The sequence below is a fragment of the Raoultibacter massiliensis genome, assembly GCF_900199545.1.
Lineage (GTDB): Bacteria > Actinomycetota > Coriobacteriia > Coriobacteriales > Eggerthellaceae > Raoultibacter > Raoultibacter massiliensis.
The window spans coordinates 438,047-452,545 of the sequence record NZ_LT962671.1; the positions used below are offsets into that span (position 1 = coordinate 438,047).

Annotated in this window: 21 protein-coding genes; 19 read left to right on the top strand and 2 right to left on the bottom strand. The window is 57.8% G+C overall.

Annotated features, from left to right (window positions below; all coding sequences use genetic code 11):
* Positions 1–14 precede the first annotated feature (14 nt).
* Together C1719_RS16025 and C1719_RS05965 are read right to left on the bottom strand one after the other, a co-directional pair.
* On the bottom strand, positions 15–1,424 hold the full coding sequence (locus tag C1719_RS16025) for a helix-turn-helix transcriptional regulator (protein WP_102374286.1): 1,410 nt from the start codon (positions 1,422–1,424) through the stop codon (positions 15–17).
* A 370-nt stretch (positions 1,425–1,794) separates the two neighbouring features.
* Positions 1,795–3,738: a putative bifunctional diguanylate cyclase/phosphodiesterase gene (locus tag C1719_RS05965; RefSeq protein WP_102374287.1), complete on the bottom strand. Its 1,944-nt coding sequence runs from the start codon at positions 3,736–3,738 to the stop codon at positions 1,795–1,797.
* A gap of 354 nt (positions 3,739–4,092) precedes the next feature.
* On the opposite strand from C1719_RS05965, the gene rplB reads away from it, so the two are divergent.
* The 19 genes from rplB to C1719_RS06060 all read left to right on the top strand — a co-directional run bounded on the left by rplB (position 4,093) and on the right by C1719_RS06060 (position 14,428).
* Complete coding sequence (gene rplB / locus C1719_RS05970) at positions 4,093–4,923, top strand: 50S ribosomal protein L2 (protein ID WP_102374288.1); 831 nt, start codon at positions 4,093–4,095, stop codon at positions 4,921–4,923.
* Positions 4,924–4,945: 22 nt separating this feature from the next.
* Positions 4,946–5,218 carry a 30S ribosomal protein S19 gene (rpsS, locus tag C1719_RS05975; RefSeq protein ID WP_102374289.1) on the top strand — a complete coding sequence of 91 codons (273 nt, stop codon included), beginning with the start codon at positions 4,946–4,948 and terminating at the stop codon, positions 5,216–5,218.
* Between the two features lie 12 nt (positions 5,219–5,230).
* Positions 5,231–5,572: a 50S ribosomal protein L22 gene (rplV, locus tag C1719_RS05980; RefSeq protein WP_102374290.1), complete on the top strand. Its 342-nt coding sequence runs from the start codon at positions 5,231–5,233 to the stop codon at positions 5,570–5,572.
* Between the two features lie 5 nt (positions 5,573–5,577).
* Positions 5,578–6,282, top strand: coding sequence for a 30S ribosomal protein S3 (rpsC, locus tag C1719_RS05985; protein ID WP_102374291.1), 705 nt, complete (start codon positions 5,578–5,580; stop codon positions 6,280–6,282).
* The gene (rplP, locus tag C1719_RS05990) at positions 6,283–6,705 is read left to right on the top strand and encodes a 50S ribosomal protein L16 (RefSeq protein ID WP_102374292.1); all 423 of its coding nucleotides are present in this window, start codon (positions 6,283–6,285) and stop codon (positions 6,703–6,705) included.
* Positions 6,706–6,900, top strand: a complete 195-nt coding sequence (gene rpmC / locus C1719_RS05995; protein ID WP_102374293.1) for a 50S ribosomal protein L29 — start codon at positions 6,706–6,708, stop codon at positions 6,898–6,900.
* A gap of 28 nt (positions 6,901–6,928) precedes the next feature.
* Complete coding sequence (rpsQ, locus tag C1719_RS06000) at positions 6,929–7,189, top strand: 30S ribosomal protein S17 (RefSeq protein ID WP_102374294.1); 261 nt, start codon at positions 6,929–6,931, stop codon at positions 7,187–7,189.
* Between the two features lie 49 nt (positions 7,190–7,238).
* Positions 7,239–7,607: a 50S ribosomal protein L14 gene (gene rplN, locus C1719_RS06005; RefSeq protein ID WP_102374295.1), complete on the top strand. Its 369-nt coding sequence runs from the start codon at positions 7,239–7,241 to the stop codon at positions 7,605–7,607.
* Positions 7,608–7,621: 14 nt separating this feature from the next.
* The gene (rplX, locus tag C1719_RS06010) at positions 7,622–7,942 is read left to right on the top strand and encodes a 50S ribosomal protein L24 (RefSeq protein WP_102374296.1); all 321 of its coding nucleotides are present in this window, start codon (positions 7,622–7,624) and stop codon (positions 7,940–7,942) included.
* Positions 7,943–8,066: 124 nt separating this feature from the next.
* Positions 8,067–8,612, top strand: coding sequence for a 50S ribosomal protein L5 (gene rplE, locus C1719_RS06015; protein ID WP_102374297.1), 546 nt, complete (start codon positions 8,067–8,069; stop codon positions 8,610–8,612).
* 50 nt (positions 8,613–8,662) lie between these two features.
* Entirely contained in the window at positions 8,663–8,848 is a 186-nt protein-coding gene (locus C1719_RS06020; RefSeq protein ID WP_041239446.1) for a type Z 30S ribosomal protein S14, read from the top strand.
* Positions 8,849–8,958: 110 nt separating this feature from the next.
* Positions 8,959–9,357, top strand: coding sequence for a 30S ribosomal protein S8 (rpsH, locus tag C1719_RS06025; protein ID WP_102374298.1), 399 nt, complete (start codon positions 8,959–8,961; stop codon positions 9,355–9,357).
* A 19-nt stretch (positions 9,358–9,376) separates the two neighbouring features.
* The gene (gene rplF / locus C1719_RS06030; protein ID WP_102374299.1) at positions 9,377–9,919 is read left to right on the top strand and encodes a 50S ribosomal protein L6; all 543 of its coding nucleotides are present in this window, start codon (positions 9,377–9,379) and stop codon (positions 9,917–9,919) included.
* Positions 9,920–9,963: 44 nt separating this feature from the next.
* A complete protein-coding gene (gene rplR, locus C1719_RS06035; RefSeq protein ID WP_102374300.1) occupies positions 9,964–10,332 on the top strand; it encodes a 50S ribosomal protein L18 in 369 nt (122 codons plus the stop codon).
* 16 nt (positions 10,333–10,348) lie between these two features.
* Positions 10,349–10,879, top strand: coding sequence for a 30S ribosomal protein S5 (rpsE, locus tag C1719_RS06040; RefSeq protein WP_102374301.1), 531 nt, complete (start codon positions 10,349–10,351; stop codon positions 10,877–10,879).
* 2 nt (positions 10,880–10,881) lie between these two features.
* Positions 10,882–11,067 carry a 50S ribosomal protein L30 gene (rpmD, locus tag C1719_RS06045; RefSeq protein WP_102374302.1) on the top strand — a complete coding sequence of 62 codons (186 nt, stop codon included), beginning with the start codon at positions 10,882–10,884 and terminating at the stop codon, positions 11,065–11,067.
* A gap of 128 nt (positions 11,068–11,195) precedes the next feature.
* Entirely contained in the window at positions 11,196–11,645 is a 450-nt protein-coding gene (gene rplO / locus C1719_RS06050; RefSeq protein ID WP_102374303.1) for a 50S ribosomal protein L15, read from the top strand.
* The gene (secY, locus tag C1719_RS06055; protein ID WP_102374304.1) at positions 11,639–12,919 is read left to right on the top strand and encodes a preprotein translocase subunit SecY; all 1,281 of its coding nucleotides are present in this window, start codon (positions 11,639–11,641) and stop codon (positions 12,917–12,919) included. Before rplO ends, secY begins: the two co-directional genes overlap by 7 nt.
* A gap of 882 nt (positions 12,920–13,801) precedes the next feature.
* Positions 13,802–14,428, top strand: a complete 627-nt coding sequence (locus tag C1719_RS06060) for an adenylate kinase (RefSeq protein WP_102374305.1) — start codon at positions 13,802–13,804, stop codon at positions 14,426–14,428.
* Positions 14,429–14,499: the final 71 nt, after the last annotated feature.

Consider the following 14,499-nt stretch of genomic DNA (forward strand, 5'->3'; position numbering starts at 1 on the left):
TTGAAGAAGGCGTTTCATGCTTTCGCCTCGATCGCACGTTCGGTGAGTTCGATAAGTTCCTGCTGGGTGTGCACGCCCATTTTTTGGTAGATATTATAGATGTGCGATCTTGCCGTGTTTGTCGAGATGTGAAGCTCTTCGTGGATGTCCTGGCGTCTCTTGCCCTGGAGCAAAAGCATGTATACCTCCTGCTCCCGCTTGCTGATTTCGTACTCGGCAAAGATCGAAGAGAGGGCGAAAGCGTATAGCTCGGGCCGCTTTGCAGAATCGGGGGGCGAATCGGAGTTTTTCGCACTGATCAGCGGAGCCGTTATGAAGAAAAACGCTGCGAACAGCAAAACCGAAACCAAGAAGAACGAATCGACTCTATGTGAAAGCGGCCCGAAAGCGTCGACGTAGAAGATAAACCAGCCTATAAGCATGCCGCAGGTGTTGATGATGCGATCGCGGCTGAAATAGCTGTACGCAAGTTTGCTTCGATCGATGTCGAACTTGCTTGTGAATACTTGCTCGATAATATGGTAGATGGCGGAGAGGGTGAACAATACTAAAAGACAGATGATCACAACTGGTTTGGAAGGGGCTATCGAGGCGGCGTACAAGCAAGTCGTTGCGAGGGGTAGGAGCACAACGAAAAACCATCTTGGTGGGTAAACGGGGTTTGTGCCGAGGAGCGCATACGTTGCGAGGCCAGCGGTGAGATGAGACAGGCCGATGAAGAGAAAAACCCAATCGTCGTAGGCTTTCAGCGTGCCCAGGGCTCCGGTAAACCCAATGATAGTTCCTGTTGCGATGGTGAACAATGCGAAATTCGACTGAGGGAGACCGAGGACGTCTTTTACGCTGTTCTCAAACGATTCGTGGATGAATTCGGCATCATTGGCGCAGTGCGCCTGTCGCTTTCTATGGAAATGGCAGGTGCACCAGAGGGTTGCGGAGGCGAAGGGGAGCGCTGCTGTGACAACGGATGCTGCTGCAGGATCAAGAAACTGCATGGCGGTGAAAATTACGCCGCTGATTATGAAGGGCGTAGCTGAGTTACACAAATTCGCATGGTATGAAGAAGGTTTGAGAAAATAGGACCAGCTTGCGCAAATCGCGGCGACGGCCGTTCCCCCGAATCCCCAAGCGGCGATAGCCAGCCATTGACTCTGAAGAAACGAACTGTTGTCGAGAAAGAGAAATAGGGCTAGCGGAAGAGAGCAGGCTAGACCGAGGGGAATGAGGACGAACTGAATCCTACGTGGCGCCAGCGTATCCGATATGAGTTTGAGCACCAGGGCGGAAACCGCATCGGTGAGGAAAAATACCATTCTCAGCAGATGCATGAATGAATCGGGCTGTTCGCTTGCCGCTCCGAACAGCGGACTCCATACGATGGTGGCAATGTAGGCATTGCAAAGTGAAAAGCCGATGCATGCCATGGAGACGTTGGCGAAAAAGCCTCGCTGCCCATTTGTTTGCGAGAATCTGAAGCGTTGGTTGTCCCCTAGCCGTCCGATCTCTGCTCCTTGATACGAGTGTGCGATGACGATGTCGTACAAGTTTGCTAGACTGCGTTTACCGTCGCATCCCCCTTGTCGCTTATCTTTCTCTCTGGCATCGACAATAAGTCGTATCTGCGTGACGGTTGTGGTTTTAAGTACGGTTCCGGTTGCTTTCGGGCCGCATCACGTATATATCGAACAACACGCTGCGAAGCTGCAAGATGGGCTGTCGGCCTCCCGCTTCGAACGCAGAACCGAATATCGTCGCGCTAGAAGAGGTGCATGGGGGAACTCTCGGCGTATGGGCCTACGGCCTTACGCGCCTGCCTGTTTCCCCGATGACCTCCAGGGCTTTTTTCGCGGGCAGGGGCTTGGCGAACAGGAATCCTTGGATGAGACTGCAGCCGCTCCGCTCGACGAACGCGCGCTGGGATTCGGTTTCGACTCCTTCGGCGAGCACCTCGCTTCCCATGGCCTTGAATGCCGAAATGAGATGCTTGAGAAAGTCGTCTCCATCTCGCTCTCTCTCCGAGGCGTGCCAAACGATGCTTTTGTCGAGCTTGATGATGTCGAGCGGGAGTTCGAGGATGGTCGAGATGTTCGAGAATCCGGTGCCGAAATCGTCGAGGCAGAACTGAACGCCTGCTTCGTGCATGGTCAGAATGAACGATCTCGCCGTGTCGAGGTTCGAGACAAGGGTGCTTTCGGTGATCTCGATCTTGATCGAAGCGGGGTCGATCCCGCTGTCTTCGATGATTCCGAGCGTTCTCTCGGCCAGATCGTTTTGCATGAACAGGATGGTCGAGAAGTTAACCGACACGCACTCAAGGGGCGCGTCCGGGTGCTCGTCGCGCACGTTTTTGACGAACGAGCAGACTTTGCCGAGCGTCAGATAGGTCATATCGACGATCAGCCCCGTTTCTTCGGCGATGGGAATGAATTCGGCGGGGGAGATGCTGCCGAATTCGGTGCCGTCGAGGCGGCAGAGCGCCTCGGCTGAGACGAACCGGCGCTTGGGGATAGACCATATGGGTTGGTAGTGGGTATCGAATCCGTCGTTTGCAAGCGTGGTTCTCAGAATATCGGCGATATGGTGTTTGCGGCTTATGGCGCGCACCATATCGCCGGTGCACCGGCAGACGACGTTCGGTCCGAGCCGCTTCGATTCGCTTGCGCAATATTCGAGCGCGTTGACGATGGTGCTGCTGCTCGATGCGACGTCGGGGTACGTGACGACGCCGATCGAGCACGATATGACGAAGTGGTTCTCCTCGACCTGCCAGGGATCGGCCATGCGGTCCTGCAGCGTGTCGAGGAAGGAGTCGACTTTGGCGCGCCGGTCTCCCTCATAGAGCGCGACGAACTGGTCGCCGCCGTAGCGGTAGAGCCAGGGGGTGTCGACGGCTTCGTGCAGATACGATGAAAACGAACCGAGGAACGCATCTCCGTTTTCCGATCCGAATTTGTCGTTCAGAAATTTGAAATTGTTCACCGAAACGATCACGGCGGTGAACGGGCGCTGCCGCTTCAATTCGAGGGCGACCATCTTCGAGAATTCCTGCCGATTGGGGATTCGGGTGAGAAAATCGATCGATATCTGCTTGTTTTGGAGGTACAGGTACACGATGAGCAGCGAGCATACGGCTGCCGACCCCGATAAGATGTAGGTGGGGAACATCTGCTGGATAACGATGACCACGACGGCCAGCACGGGAAAGAGCGTCAGTATCCTCGTGATGGCGGGATCGAGGTCTTTGCGCGATGCGAAGGCAAGCGCAAAGCACATGATGCAGTACAGATAGAATACGATGTAGGTGACGATGATCAGCGAGCCTTGGTGGTATTCGCCCTGAGCGTCGAGATAGAACAGGCAGCCCGTCCAGGTGTTTGCGACTACGCAGAGAAGGTAAAGCGCATAGGGGATGGCGCCGAGCACCGCGGTCATGCGACTGCGATTTCGCGCCTCGGCGATCGTCGCATAGGTATAATAAAAGTAAGCGGTGCTGATAAGCGGAGTTGCTACGAAGTAAAGCATAGTGACGAGCCACGTGATGCCGATCAGCTCCGCCGTTTCGTTCTGGATGAGCAGCGTCGAGGCGATGTTGAGGGCAATGGCGGAAACCGTGATGGCGAGGCAAGCCTGGAAGATCCTGTTTTTAAGGCTGGGGGTCAGGTAGCTTTTGCGAGAGTAGGCAAGGATGATGCATGCGATGATGAACGCGATGCATTCCGCCGTGAAATTCCATGTCACAGGTCTTCCGTTTCGATCGTATCAGTATAACGATGACCAATTGTATCGCATATAGCGGGGAAGTGCGGCGGCAGCGGTCGCGCATTCCCGGGCTTATTTGTGTGCAGGTTGTGCAATCGGGTTCGCAAATCCCAATCAGGAAAAAATTCTTGCGTACACGCCACCGGGCGTATATAATTTTCGTTTGCGTCTGGTCGTGGATGGATACACCCGGACGCGTGGAAAGCCGGAGTCGTAAACGCCTCACTCCGAAACGGGCGTTAGGCGGCAAGCGGCACCACATTGGTTGATAAGGTCTTTTGGGGTACGCAGGGAGTGTGCGTGCGAGCAGGAGACCGCTAAGAAAGGATTGAGATGGGAGTCAAGCAATACAAGCCGACCAGTCCCGGCAGGCGCTTCCAGACGGTCTCGGATTTCGCCGAGATCACCTGCACCACGCCGGAAAAGTCGCTGTTGACGCCTCTGCCCAAGAAGGCAGGCCGCAACAACAACGGTCGCATCACCACCCGCCATCAGGGCGGCGGCGTGAAGCGCCGTTACCGTATCATCGATTTCAAGCGCAACAAGGACGGGGTGCCCGCCAAGGTTGCGACCATCGAATACGACCCGAACCGCTCAGCGCGCATCGCCTTGCTCCATTACGCTGACGGCGAGAAGCGCTACATCCTTCATCCGAAGGGTCTGCGCGTCGGCGATACCGTCATGAGCGGTGTCGATGCCGATATCAAGCCCGGCAACGCTCTGCCCTTGTCGGCGATCCCCGTGGGCACGCTTGTCCACGCAGTTGAGCTTCAGCCCGGCCGCGGCGCCGCAATCGCGCGTTCCGCCGGCACGAGCATCCAGCTCATGGGCAAGGAAGGCGATTACGCCATCCTCCGCATGCCCTCCTCCGAAATGCGTCGCGTTCTCGTGACCTGCCGCGCCACTGTCGGCGAGGTTGGAAACGCCGAGCACGGCAACATCAAGATCGGCAAGGCCGGCCGCAACCGCTGGAAGGGCATCCGCCCGAGCGTTCGCGGTACCGTTATGAACCCGGTCGACCATCCGCACGGCGGCGGCGAAGGCAAGAACAAGTCCGCTGGTCGTCATCCGGTCACCCCGTGGGGCGTTCCTACCAAGGGCCATCGCACCCGCAATCCCAAGAAGGCTTCGAGCCGCTTGATCATCCGTCGGCGCAAGAAGTAGCGCGAGCGCATAAGGAGTAGATGTGAGTAGAAGTTTGAAAAAAGGTCCTTTCGTCGAACCGCGCCTTCTCGATCGCATTGAGGCGATGAACGCGGCAGGCGAGAAGAACGTCATCAAGACCTGGTCTCGTGCCAGCACCATCTTCCCGGAAATGGTGGGCCACACCATCGCCGTGCACGATGGCCGCAAGCACGTGCCCGTATACGTAACCGAATCCATGGTTGGTCATAAGCTCGGGGAATTCGCGCCTTCGCGTACGTTCCGCGGCCACTCGGCCGACAAAGGCAAGCGATAGGAGGACGCGAGCATGGAAGCTAAAGCAGTATCGCGTTTCGTGCGCGTCTCGCCTCGCAAGGCCCGCATCGTCATCGATCAGATCCGCGGCAAGTCCGTTCCGGCAGCCCGCGAGATTCTCAAGTTCACCAACCGCGGCATTGCCGAGACGGTCGAGAAGACCCTCAACTCTGCCGTTGCCAACGCCGAGCACAACCATCACGTGCGTGCCGAGTCGCTGGTAGTCAAGACCGCATTCGCCGACGAAGGCCCGACGCTCAAGCGCATTCGTCCGCGTGCAAAGGGCTCCGCTTCGCGCATCCGCAAGCGCACGAGCCATATCACCATCATCGTCGCAACACGAGAGGAGGCATAAAGCACATGGGTCAGAAAGTCAGCCCCACCGGATTCCGTCTCGGCATTACCGAGGAGTGGCGCAGCCGCTGGTATTCGGATAAGGATTACGCGAAGAACCTGGAAAACGACCTGGCTATTCGCAAGTTCTTGAACAAGTATCTTTCCCGCGCCGCCGTCTCCAAAGTGGAAATCGAACGCGCCGGTGATAAGATCAAGGTCATCATCACCACGGCTCGCCCGGGCGTTGTGATCGGCAAGAAGGGTGCCGAGATCGACACTCTGCGCAAGAAGCTCGACAAGATCGCCAACGGCCCCGTTTCGGTCGAGGTCATCGAGGTCAAGCGCCCCGAACTCGACGCCGTTCTCATCGCTCAGAGCGTTGCCGAGCAGCTCGAAGGCCGTGTGGCGTTCCGCCGCGCGATGCGCAAGGCCGTTCAATCCGCCCGCAAGAGCGGTGCCCAGGGCATCCGTATCCAGTGCGCAGGCCGTCTCGGCGGTGCCGAGATGAGCCGCCGCGAGTGGTATCGCGAAGGCCGCGTGCCGCTGCATACGCTGCGCGCCAAGATCGATTACGGTTTCGCCACCGCTGCCACCACCATGGGTTCCATCGGTGTGCAGGTGTGGGTTTACCACGGCGAAGTGCTCCCCGGCCAGAAGGCTCCCCAGCCCGCGCTCGAGGGAAGCTCTCGCCCCAACCGTTCCCGTCGCAACGAGAGGGGGGCAAAGTAAATGCTCGTACCTAAGCGTGTCAAGCACCGCAAGGTGCAGCGTGGTTCGATGAAGGGCAAGGCCAAGGGCGGCACCCGTTTGAACCACGGTTCCTACGGCATCCAGGCCCAAGAGGCTGCCTGGATCACGAACCGCCAGATTGAGGCTGCCCGTATCGCCATGACCCGTCACATGAAGCGTGGCGGTAAAGTGTGGATCACGATCTTCCCCGACAAGCCCATTACGCAGAAGCCCGCAGAAACCCGCATGGGTTCCGGTAAGGGTAATCCCGAGGCTTGGGTAGCGGTTGTCAAACCCGGCCGCATCATGTTCGAGATCGACGGTGTTGATGAGGAGACCGCCAAAGAGGCGCTTCGTCTTGCCATCAACAAATTGCCCATCAAGTGCAAGATTGTTTCTCGCGAAACGGAAGGGCAGGCATAAATGAAGGCAGCAGAGATTCGCGAGCTTTCGGCTGAAGATTTGCAGGCGAAGCTTAAAGAAGCACGCGCAGAGCTTTTCAATCTGCGTTTCCAGATGGCCACGAGCCAGCTTGACAATACCGCTCGCGTGAGTCAGGTCAAGAAGGACATCGCCCGCATCCAAACCGAGATGCGCGCCCGCGAGCTGAGCGCTTAAGCGAACTGAAAGGTTAGGTAGAGAATAAATGAGTGAAGAACGTAATTCTCGCAAGGTTCGCCAGGGCGTCGTCGTAAGCGCCGCAGGCGATAAAACCTGCGTTGTTCAGGTGAAGGAACGCAAGCCGCACCCTGTGTACGGCAAGATGATGACAAGCACGAAGAAGTTTCATGCCCATGACGAGGAAAACGCCGCAGGCGTTGGCGACACCGTCATGATCATGGAGACCAGGCCGCTGTCCAAGCTGAAGCGCTGGCGCCTGCTCAAGATCGTGGAAAAGGCCAAATAGTCTGCTTGTCCGCATTCAGACTATACGAGATGAAAGTTAGGTTACAGCAATGATTCAGATGCAAACCATGCTCGCAGTGGCCGATAACTCCGGCGCTCGCAAGGTGCAGTGCATCAAGGTCCTCGGCGGCTCGAAGCGCCGCTATGCAGGGCTCGGCGATGTCATCATCTGCAGCGTTAAGGAAGCGGCGCCTAACGGCAACGTGAAGAAGGGCGAAGTCGTCCGCTGCGTGGTCGTGCGCGTGAAGAAGGAAGTCCGTCGCTCGGACGGCAGCTACATCAAGTTCGATCAGAACGCTGCCGTGCTTATCGACAACAACGGCGCACCGAAGGGCACCCGTATTTTCGGGCCTGTCGCCCGCGAGCTGCGTGACAAGAAGTACATGAAGATCGTGTCCCTGGCACCGGAAACGCTGTAAGGGGGTATACGCAAATGGCAAAGATGAACATCAAGAAGGGCGATAAGGTCAAGGTCCTGACCGGCAAGGATAAGGGCAAGGAGTCCGTCGTCCTGCGCGCGCTGCCCGAGAAGGAGCGCGTGGTCGTCGAGAAGGTCAACGTCGTCAAGAAGGCGCTTCGCCCGACTCAGCAGAATCCTCAGGGCGGCATCTCGAGCGTCGAGGCTCCGATCCACGTTTCCAACGTTGCGATCGTGTGCCCCGAGTGCAAGCAGGCCACCCGTATCGCGATCAAGCGCGAAGATGGCAAGAAGGTCCGTTACTGCAAGAAGTGCGGCAAAGCCATCGACAAGTAAGGAATCGACCAGAAGCCCGGGCATTCGGGCTTTCGGTTTAGGTACACGCAAGCATGACCCCCGCCAGCGGGGGACGCAGGGTCGGAAATCCTGTGTTTAATTCATCGAAGAGAGGTTACACAACATGGCTATTCCTCGTTTGAAGGAGCAGTACAACACCGAGATCGTGCCGGCGCTCGAAAAAGAGCTCGGCGTCGATAACGTCAACAAGGTTCCGCGTCTCGAGAAGATCGTCGTGAACATGGGCGTCGGTGCCGCTTCCAACGATTCGAAATTGCTTGATGCGGCTATGGCCGACCTGCGCACCATCACGGGTCAGCAGCCCGCCATCACGCGCGCCAAGAAGTCCATCGCGGGTTTCCATGTGCGCGAAGGTCAGCCCATCGGCTGCAAGGTCACGCTGCGCGGCGACCGCATGTGGGAGTTTTTGGATCGCCTTCTGGCGACGGCGCTTCCTCGCGTCCGCGACTTCCGCGGCATTCCGACGACGAGCTTCGACGGCCGCGGCAACTACACGCTCGGCATCACCGAGCAGCTGATCTTCTCGGAGATCGAATACGACAAAGTCGATCGTACGCGCGGCATGGACATCACGTTCGTGACCACCGCCGAGGATAACGAGAGTGCCTTCGCGCTGTTCAAAGCGCTTGGCTTCCCGTTCAAGAATTAGGAACCAGAACTCGAATGCCATCGAGTTGGTTATAGGAAAGAAGGAATTGCATGGCTAAGAAATCGATGATCGCCAAAGCTAAGCGCGAGCCGAAGTTTTCGACGCGCCAGCACAATCGCTGCACTCGCTGTGGTCGCCCGCGTGCGTACTACCGCAAGTTCGGTCTGTGCCGCGTCTGCCTTCGCGAGCTTGCGAACAAGGGCGAACTTCCCGGCGTGACCAAGTCTTCTTGGTAGGACCTCGAGACTTTATTCGGTACGCAACGGGTGTGCCGTCGGTATAGGCGGAGGCGCTACGGGCGCCGACGAACCGGACCCCCGGCTCATCACGAACCAAAGGAGAAACAATGAGCATGAACGACCCCATTGCAGATATGCTTACGCGCGTGCGTAACGCAAACTCTGCAAGCAAGCCGACGGTTTCCATGCCGTCGAGCAAGAAGCTTATCGAGATCGCCCGCATCATGCAGGAAGAGGGCTACATCGTGGGCTACGAGATCGAGAAGGGCGAACCCCGCGATACTCTCGAGATCACGTTGAAGTACGGCGATAAGAAAAGCAAGACGATCCGCGGCTTGAAGCGCATCTCGAAGCCCGGTCTGCGCATCTACGCCGGCAAAGACGAGCTGCCCCGCGTTCTCGGAGGCCTCGGTACGGCTATCATCTCGACGAGCCACGGCGTCATGACCGACCGCGATGCCCGCAAAGCAGGCGTGGGCGGCGAAGTCATCGCCTACATCTGGTAGGAAAGGAAGGGATTTAGATATGTCTCGTATCGGCAAACAACCCATCGCCGTTCCTGCTGGCGTCGAGGTCAAAATCGACGGATCCACCGTTTCGGTCAAGGGTGCGAAGGGCGAGCTGTCCCGCACGCTTCCCGAAATGATGATCATCAAGCAAGAAGGCGACGAAATCATCGTCGAGCGTCCGGACGACAGCCGCGAAGCCAAGAGCTTGCACGGCCTCACCCGTACGCTTGTCAGCAACATGGTCGAGGGCGTGTCCACCGGCTTCAAGAAGAAGCTCGAGCTTGTCGGCGTCGGTTATCGCGCCGCGCTCAAGGGCACCGATCTCGAAATGCAGCTCGGTTATTCTCACCCGGTTCTGGTCAAGGCTCCCGAGGGCATCACCTTCGAAGTTCCCAGCCAGACCGAAATCATCGTTTCCGGTCCCAGCAAAGAAGCAGTGGGCCAGGTTGCGGCGAACATTCGCAAGTGGCGCAAGCCCGAGCCGTACAAGGGCAAGGGTATTCGCTACGAGGGCGAACGTGTCCGTCGTAAGCTCGGCAAAGCTGCCAAGTCCGATTAATCGCGATCACCGTAGCTGAGAAAAAGGACTGAAGGGAAACTATCATGAAGAAACTTAAAGCAAAGCAAGCCGGGCTGCGTCGCCGCCACACCCGCGTCCGCGGGAAGATCTCCGGAACGCCCGCCCGTCCGCGCCTGTGCATCACGCGCAGCAATTCGAATATGTACGCTCAGGTTATCGACGACGTTGCAGGAAAGACCATCTGCGCGGTGTCCACGCTCGGCCCTGACTTCAAGGCGACCGAGAAAAGCGGCGCGACCGTCGAGGGAGCTTCTGTTCTCGGAAGCCTGATCGGCAAGAAAGCGATAGAGTCCGGGGTCACGGAAGTTGTTTTCGACCGTGGCGGAAACCTGTATCATGGGCGCATCAAGGCCGTTGCCGACGGTGCCCGTGAAGCCGGCCTGAAATTTTAGAAGGGGTTAGAAGCTTATGGCTCGTAAACAGCAAGATAACCAGGCAGCGGTTCCTGAGCTTCAGGAACGCGTGGTCTACATCAACCGCGTTTCCAAGGTTGTCAAAGGTGGCCGTCGTTTCGCCCTGACTGCACTCGTGGTCGTCGGCGATGGCAACGGTCGCGTGGGCGTCGGCATGGGCAAGTCCCAGGAAGTGCCGATCGCCATCAAGAAGGGTGTCGAAGACGCCAAGAAGAACATGTTCACCGTGCCTCTGACCGCCGAGAAGACGCTTCCGCATGATATTCTCGGCGAATACGGCGCAGGTCGCGTGCTCATCAAGCCTGCGACTCCCGGTACCGGCGTTATCGCCGGCGGCCCGGTCCGCGCCATCATGGAGCTCGCCGGCGTGACCGACGTGCTCACCAAGTCGCTCGGCACCAACAATGCTATGAACATCGTGAAGGCTGCCGCCGAGGGTCTCAAGAACATGGAGAGTCCCGAAGAGGTTGCCAAGCGCCGTGGCATTTCGGTCGGCCAGATTTATGGCTGGAAGGAGAAGAAGTAACCATGGCAGAGAAGACTCTTCGCGTTAAGCAGGTCAAAAGCGCAATCGCGTGTCCGGCCGATCAGGGTAAAACCCTGAAGGCGCTCGGACTCGGCAAGATCGGCCGTACGGTCGAGCAGGTGGACAACCCCTGCGTGCGCGGCATGATCTTCAAGGTTAAGCATCTCGTAGAAGTCGAAGAAGCCTAAACGGCTTCTTCGTTTTCCGTATATACTGCTCGATTGAGAATAGTATATACTTACCCGGAAGTTTGCTGGCGGCGAGCTGCCAGCATCGGGCATGGGCCCGATACAGCGAATATAAAGGAGAACTACCAATGGAACTGAAAGATCTCGTACCCGCAGAAGGATCCAAGAAGGCCCGCAAGCGCGTTGGCCGCGGCCCCGCATCGGGCACCGGCAAGACCGCAGGCCGCGGATATAATGGTCAGAAGTCCCGCGCGGGCGGCGGTAAGGGCACAGGATTCGAGGGCGGCCAGACCCCCTTGGCGCGTCGTCTTCCCAAGCTCCCCGGTTTCCGCAACATCAACCGCGTCGAGTACGTGCCGGTCAATGTCAGCCGTCTCGATGCGTATTTCGAGGCAGGGGAGACCGTCGATGGCGACAGCCTGAAGGCGAAGGGCATCATCAAGCACTCCGATGCGCTCGTCAAGGTTCTCGGCGACGGCGAGATCACCAAGTCTTTGACCGTGAAGGTTGATAAGGTTTCTGCTTCGGCGAAAGCAAAGATCGAGGCAGCCGGAGGAAAGGTTGAAGAGCCTTGCTAAGCTCAATTGTTGATGCATTCAAGGTCCCGGAGCTGCGGAAGAAGATTCTCTTCACGCTTGCCATCCTTGCCCTGTATCGCTTCGGGGCGTACGTTCCGGTGCCGGGCATTCCGTTCAACGAGTTCGCCAGCTCCTTTCAGGATGCCGGCGTTTCGATGACGATGCTCGACCTGTTCACCGGCGGCGCTCTCTCGAACTTCTCGGTGTTCTCGCTCGGCATCATGCCCTACATCACCGCATCGATCATCATGCAGCTGATGCAGGGCGTTATCCCGGCCGTCGGGCGTTGGGCGAAGGAAGGCGATTCGGGCCGTAAGAAGATCACTCAGGTCACGCGTTATCTGACGCTTGGCCTTGGTCTGATCAACGCGATCGGCTACCTCTTCCTGTTCAAGTCGCCGCAGTACGGCGTCGTGTTCTCGACCGAGGTTCCCGAGCTCCTGACCGACATCCTCGTGGTGTTCACGCTGGTTGCCGGCACGGCCTTCATCATGTGGATGGGCGAGCTCATCACGCAGCGGGGCATCGGCAACGGCATGTCGCTCATCATCTTCGTGAGCATCGTAAGCCGCGTCCCGTCTGCCATCTTCTCGTCGATCAACCTGCAGGCCGATATGGGGATGGGCATTGCGATAACCGCGCTCATCGTGGTCGTCGTGCTTGTCTGCATACCGCTCATCATCTTCGTCGAGCGTGCCCAGCGGCGCATTCCCGTTAACTACGCCAAGCGCATCCAGGGCCGCAAGATGATGGGTGGGCAGTCCACCTACATCCCGCTCAAGGTGAACGCTGCGGGCGTTATCCCGATCATCTTCGCAAGCTGCCTGATCTATTTCCCGGCTCAGATCGCCGCGCTGTTCAACGTCGAATGGCTCACGGGTTTCGCCAATGCGATCTCGACCGGTTGGGTCAACTGGATCATCACGCTCGTTCTGATCGTCTTCTTCGCGTACTTCTACACCTCGATGGTGTTCAATCCCGAAGAGACGGCCGATAACCTGCGCAAGCAGGGCGGGTTCGTGCCAGGAGTGCGTCCTGGATCGGCCACGGTGCAGTACATCAAGAACGTGATCAACCGCGTAACGCTGCCAGGCGGCATCTTCATCGCGCTGATCGCGGTTGTGCCGAGCATCATCTTCTTCTTCACGGGCAACCAGCTCATCCAGGCGTTCGGCGGCACTTCGATCCTCATCATGATCGGCGTTGCCCTCGACACCATGAGCAAGATCGAATCCCAGCTGAAGATGCACAACTACGACGGATTTTTCAAATAAAGCATATTGCAAACGGAAGGCCCTGGTCAAAATGCTGACCAGGGCTTTTTCATCCGTTTTGACCCGTCGTGTACAAGATTCGCACAAATTCACGCGTTTTGCTATTGCGTATGCCCCGCTCAGAGCATTGATCGGGGCGTTTTTGCATTCCGAGATGCTTTTCTTTGCGAAGGCGTTCTAAAGCGGCAGTCGCGGAAGATCTTTTCGCACGAAATTCCCAAGCGGCGGCTCCGGAAAGGCTTCTCAGGTGAAGAGTCCTTGGAGGCGGCAGTTATGTAAGAGATTTCTATCATGAAAAGACCCCGAAAATGGCGGTCAAGGCAAGCTTCTGTAGTCATTTGGCGTCGTAGGCGGTCACTCGTGGTGCTATCTGATAGCGTTGACAGGTGTTTCTCCTGTTCACGGAAATGAAATAAGTTACTAACAGGGCGTAATTCTGACAGAAGCTTGCCTTGACCGCCATTTTCGGGGCGATTTTCGCAAGGGAACTCCTTACACAGCACTCTTGATACACAGCACTCTTGAGGCGCCGTTGTGCGCAGTTCGGCCGATGCGACACCGTTGCAATCCGGCATCTCCTACCGTACGATCCGCGGCGCTCTGCCGCAGCCTCGCGTCGTCTGCCACGTGTTCTGCGCCACGTCCGGTGGGCAAGCGGGCGACGGCCGCAGCCGCCCGCATCCGATGCCGCCGTCCGCCATCTGCGTTGACGCGCAGCTTCGGGATGTCGTTCGAGTGTGCGAAAGGAATTCAAACGACGGTTCTCAACGCGCCGTCAGCGAGTGATAATGAGCTCTTATGCTGCGAATCTTTTAAAAAAGCCGTCATGCACGTGCTGCTTTGCTACAATACGGTGATCGTTGTGAGCGAAAGGATTTGAACATGAATATCGTGTTGTTGGGGGCTCCCGGCGCCGGCAAGGGCACGCAGGCTGCCAAGCTGGTCGAGGAGTACGAACTTCCGCATATCTCGACGGGCGACATGCTCCGCGCCGCCGTCAAGGAGGGAACCCCGCTGGGGAAGAAGGCGAAGTCCTTCATGGACGCCGGGGATCTCGTTCCCGACGATGTCATCATCGGGCTCGTGACCGAGCGCCTGCAGAGCAAGGACACCGAAAAGGGTTTCATCCTCGACGGATTCCCCCGCACTTCCGCGCAGGCCGTTGCCCTCGACGCCGAGCTTTCCAAGCTGGAGCGCCCGCTCGATGCGGCGCTGCTCATCGATGTTGATTCCGAAGTCATCGTCGGCCGCCTTACCTCGCGCCGCATGTGCAAGGATTGCGGCTACATCGGTACGGCCGCAGATGCCACCTGCCCCAAATGCGGCGGCGAGATGTACCAGCGCGACGATGACAACGAAGCGACCGTGCGCAACCGCCTCGATGTGTACGAGAAGTCGACCGCTCCGCTGATCGACTACTATCGCGGCTGCGATCTGCTCGTCGCCATCGACGGCGATCGCGATCCCGATGTCGTGTACGCCGACGTGAAGAAGAGCCTCGGCCTGTAAAGAGCCGCGCAGATTTCGCTGCGGGGGCTCTGCACGGGCTTTGCGTGCGAAATAGCGGTTTCGGACAACCA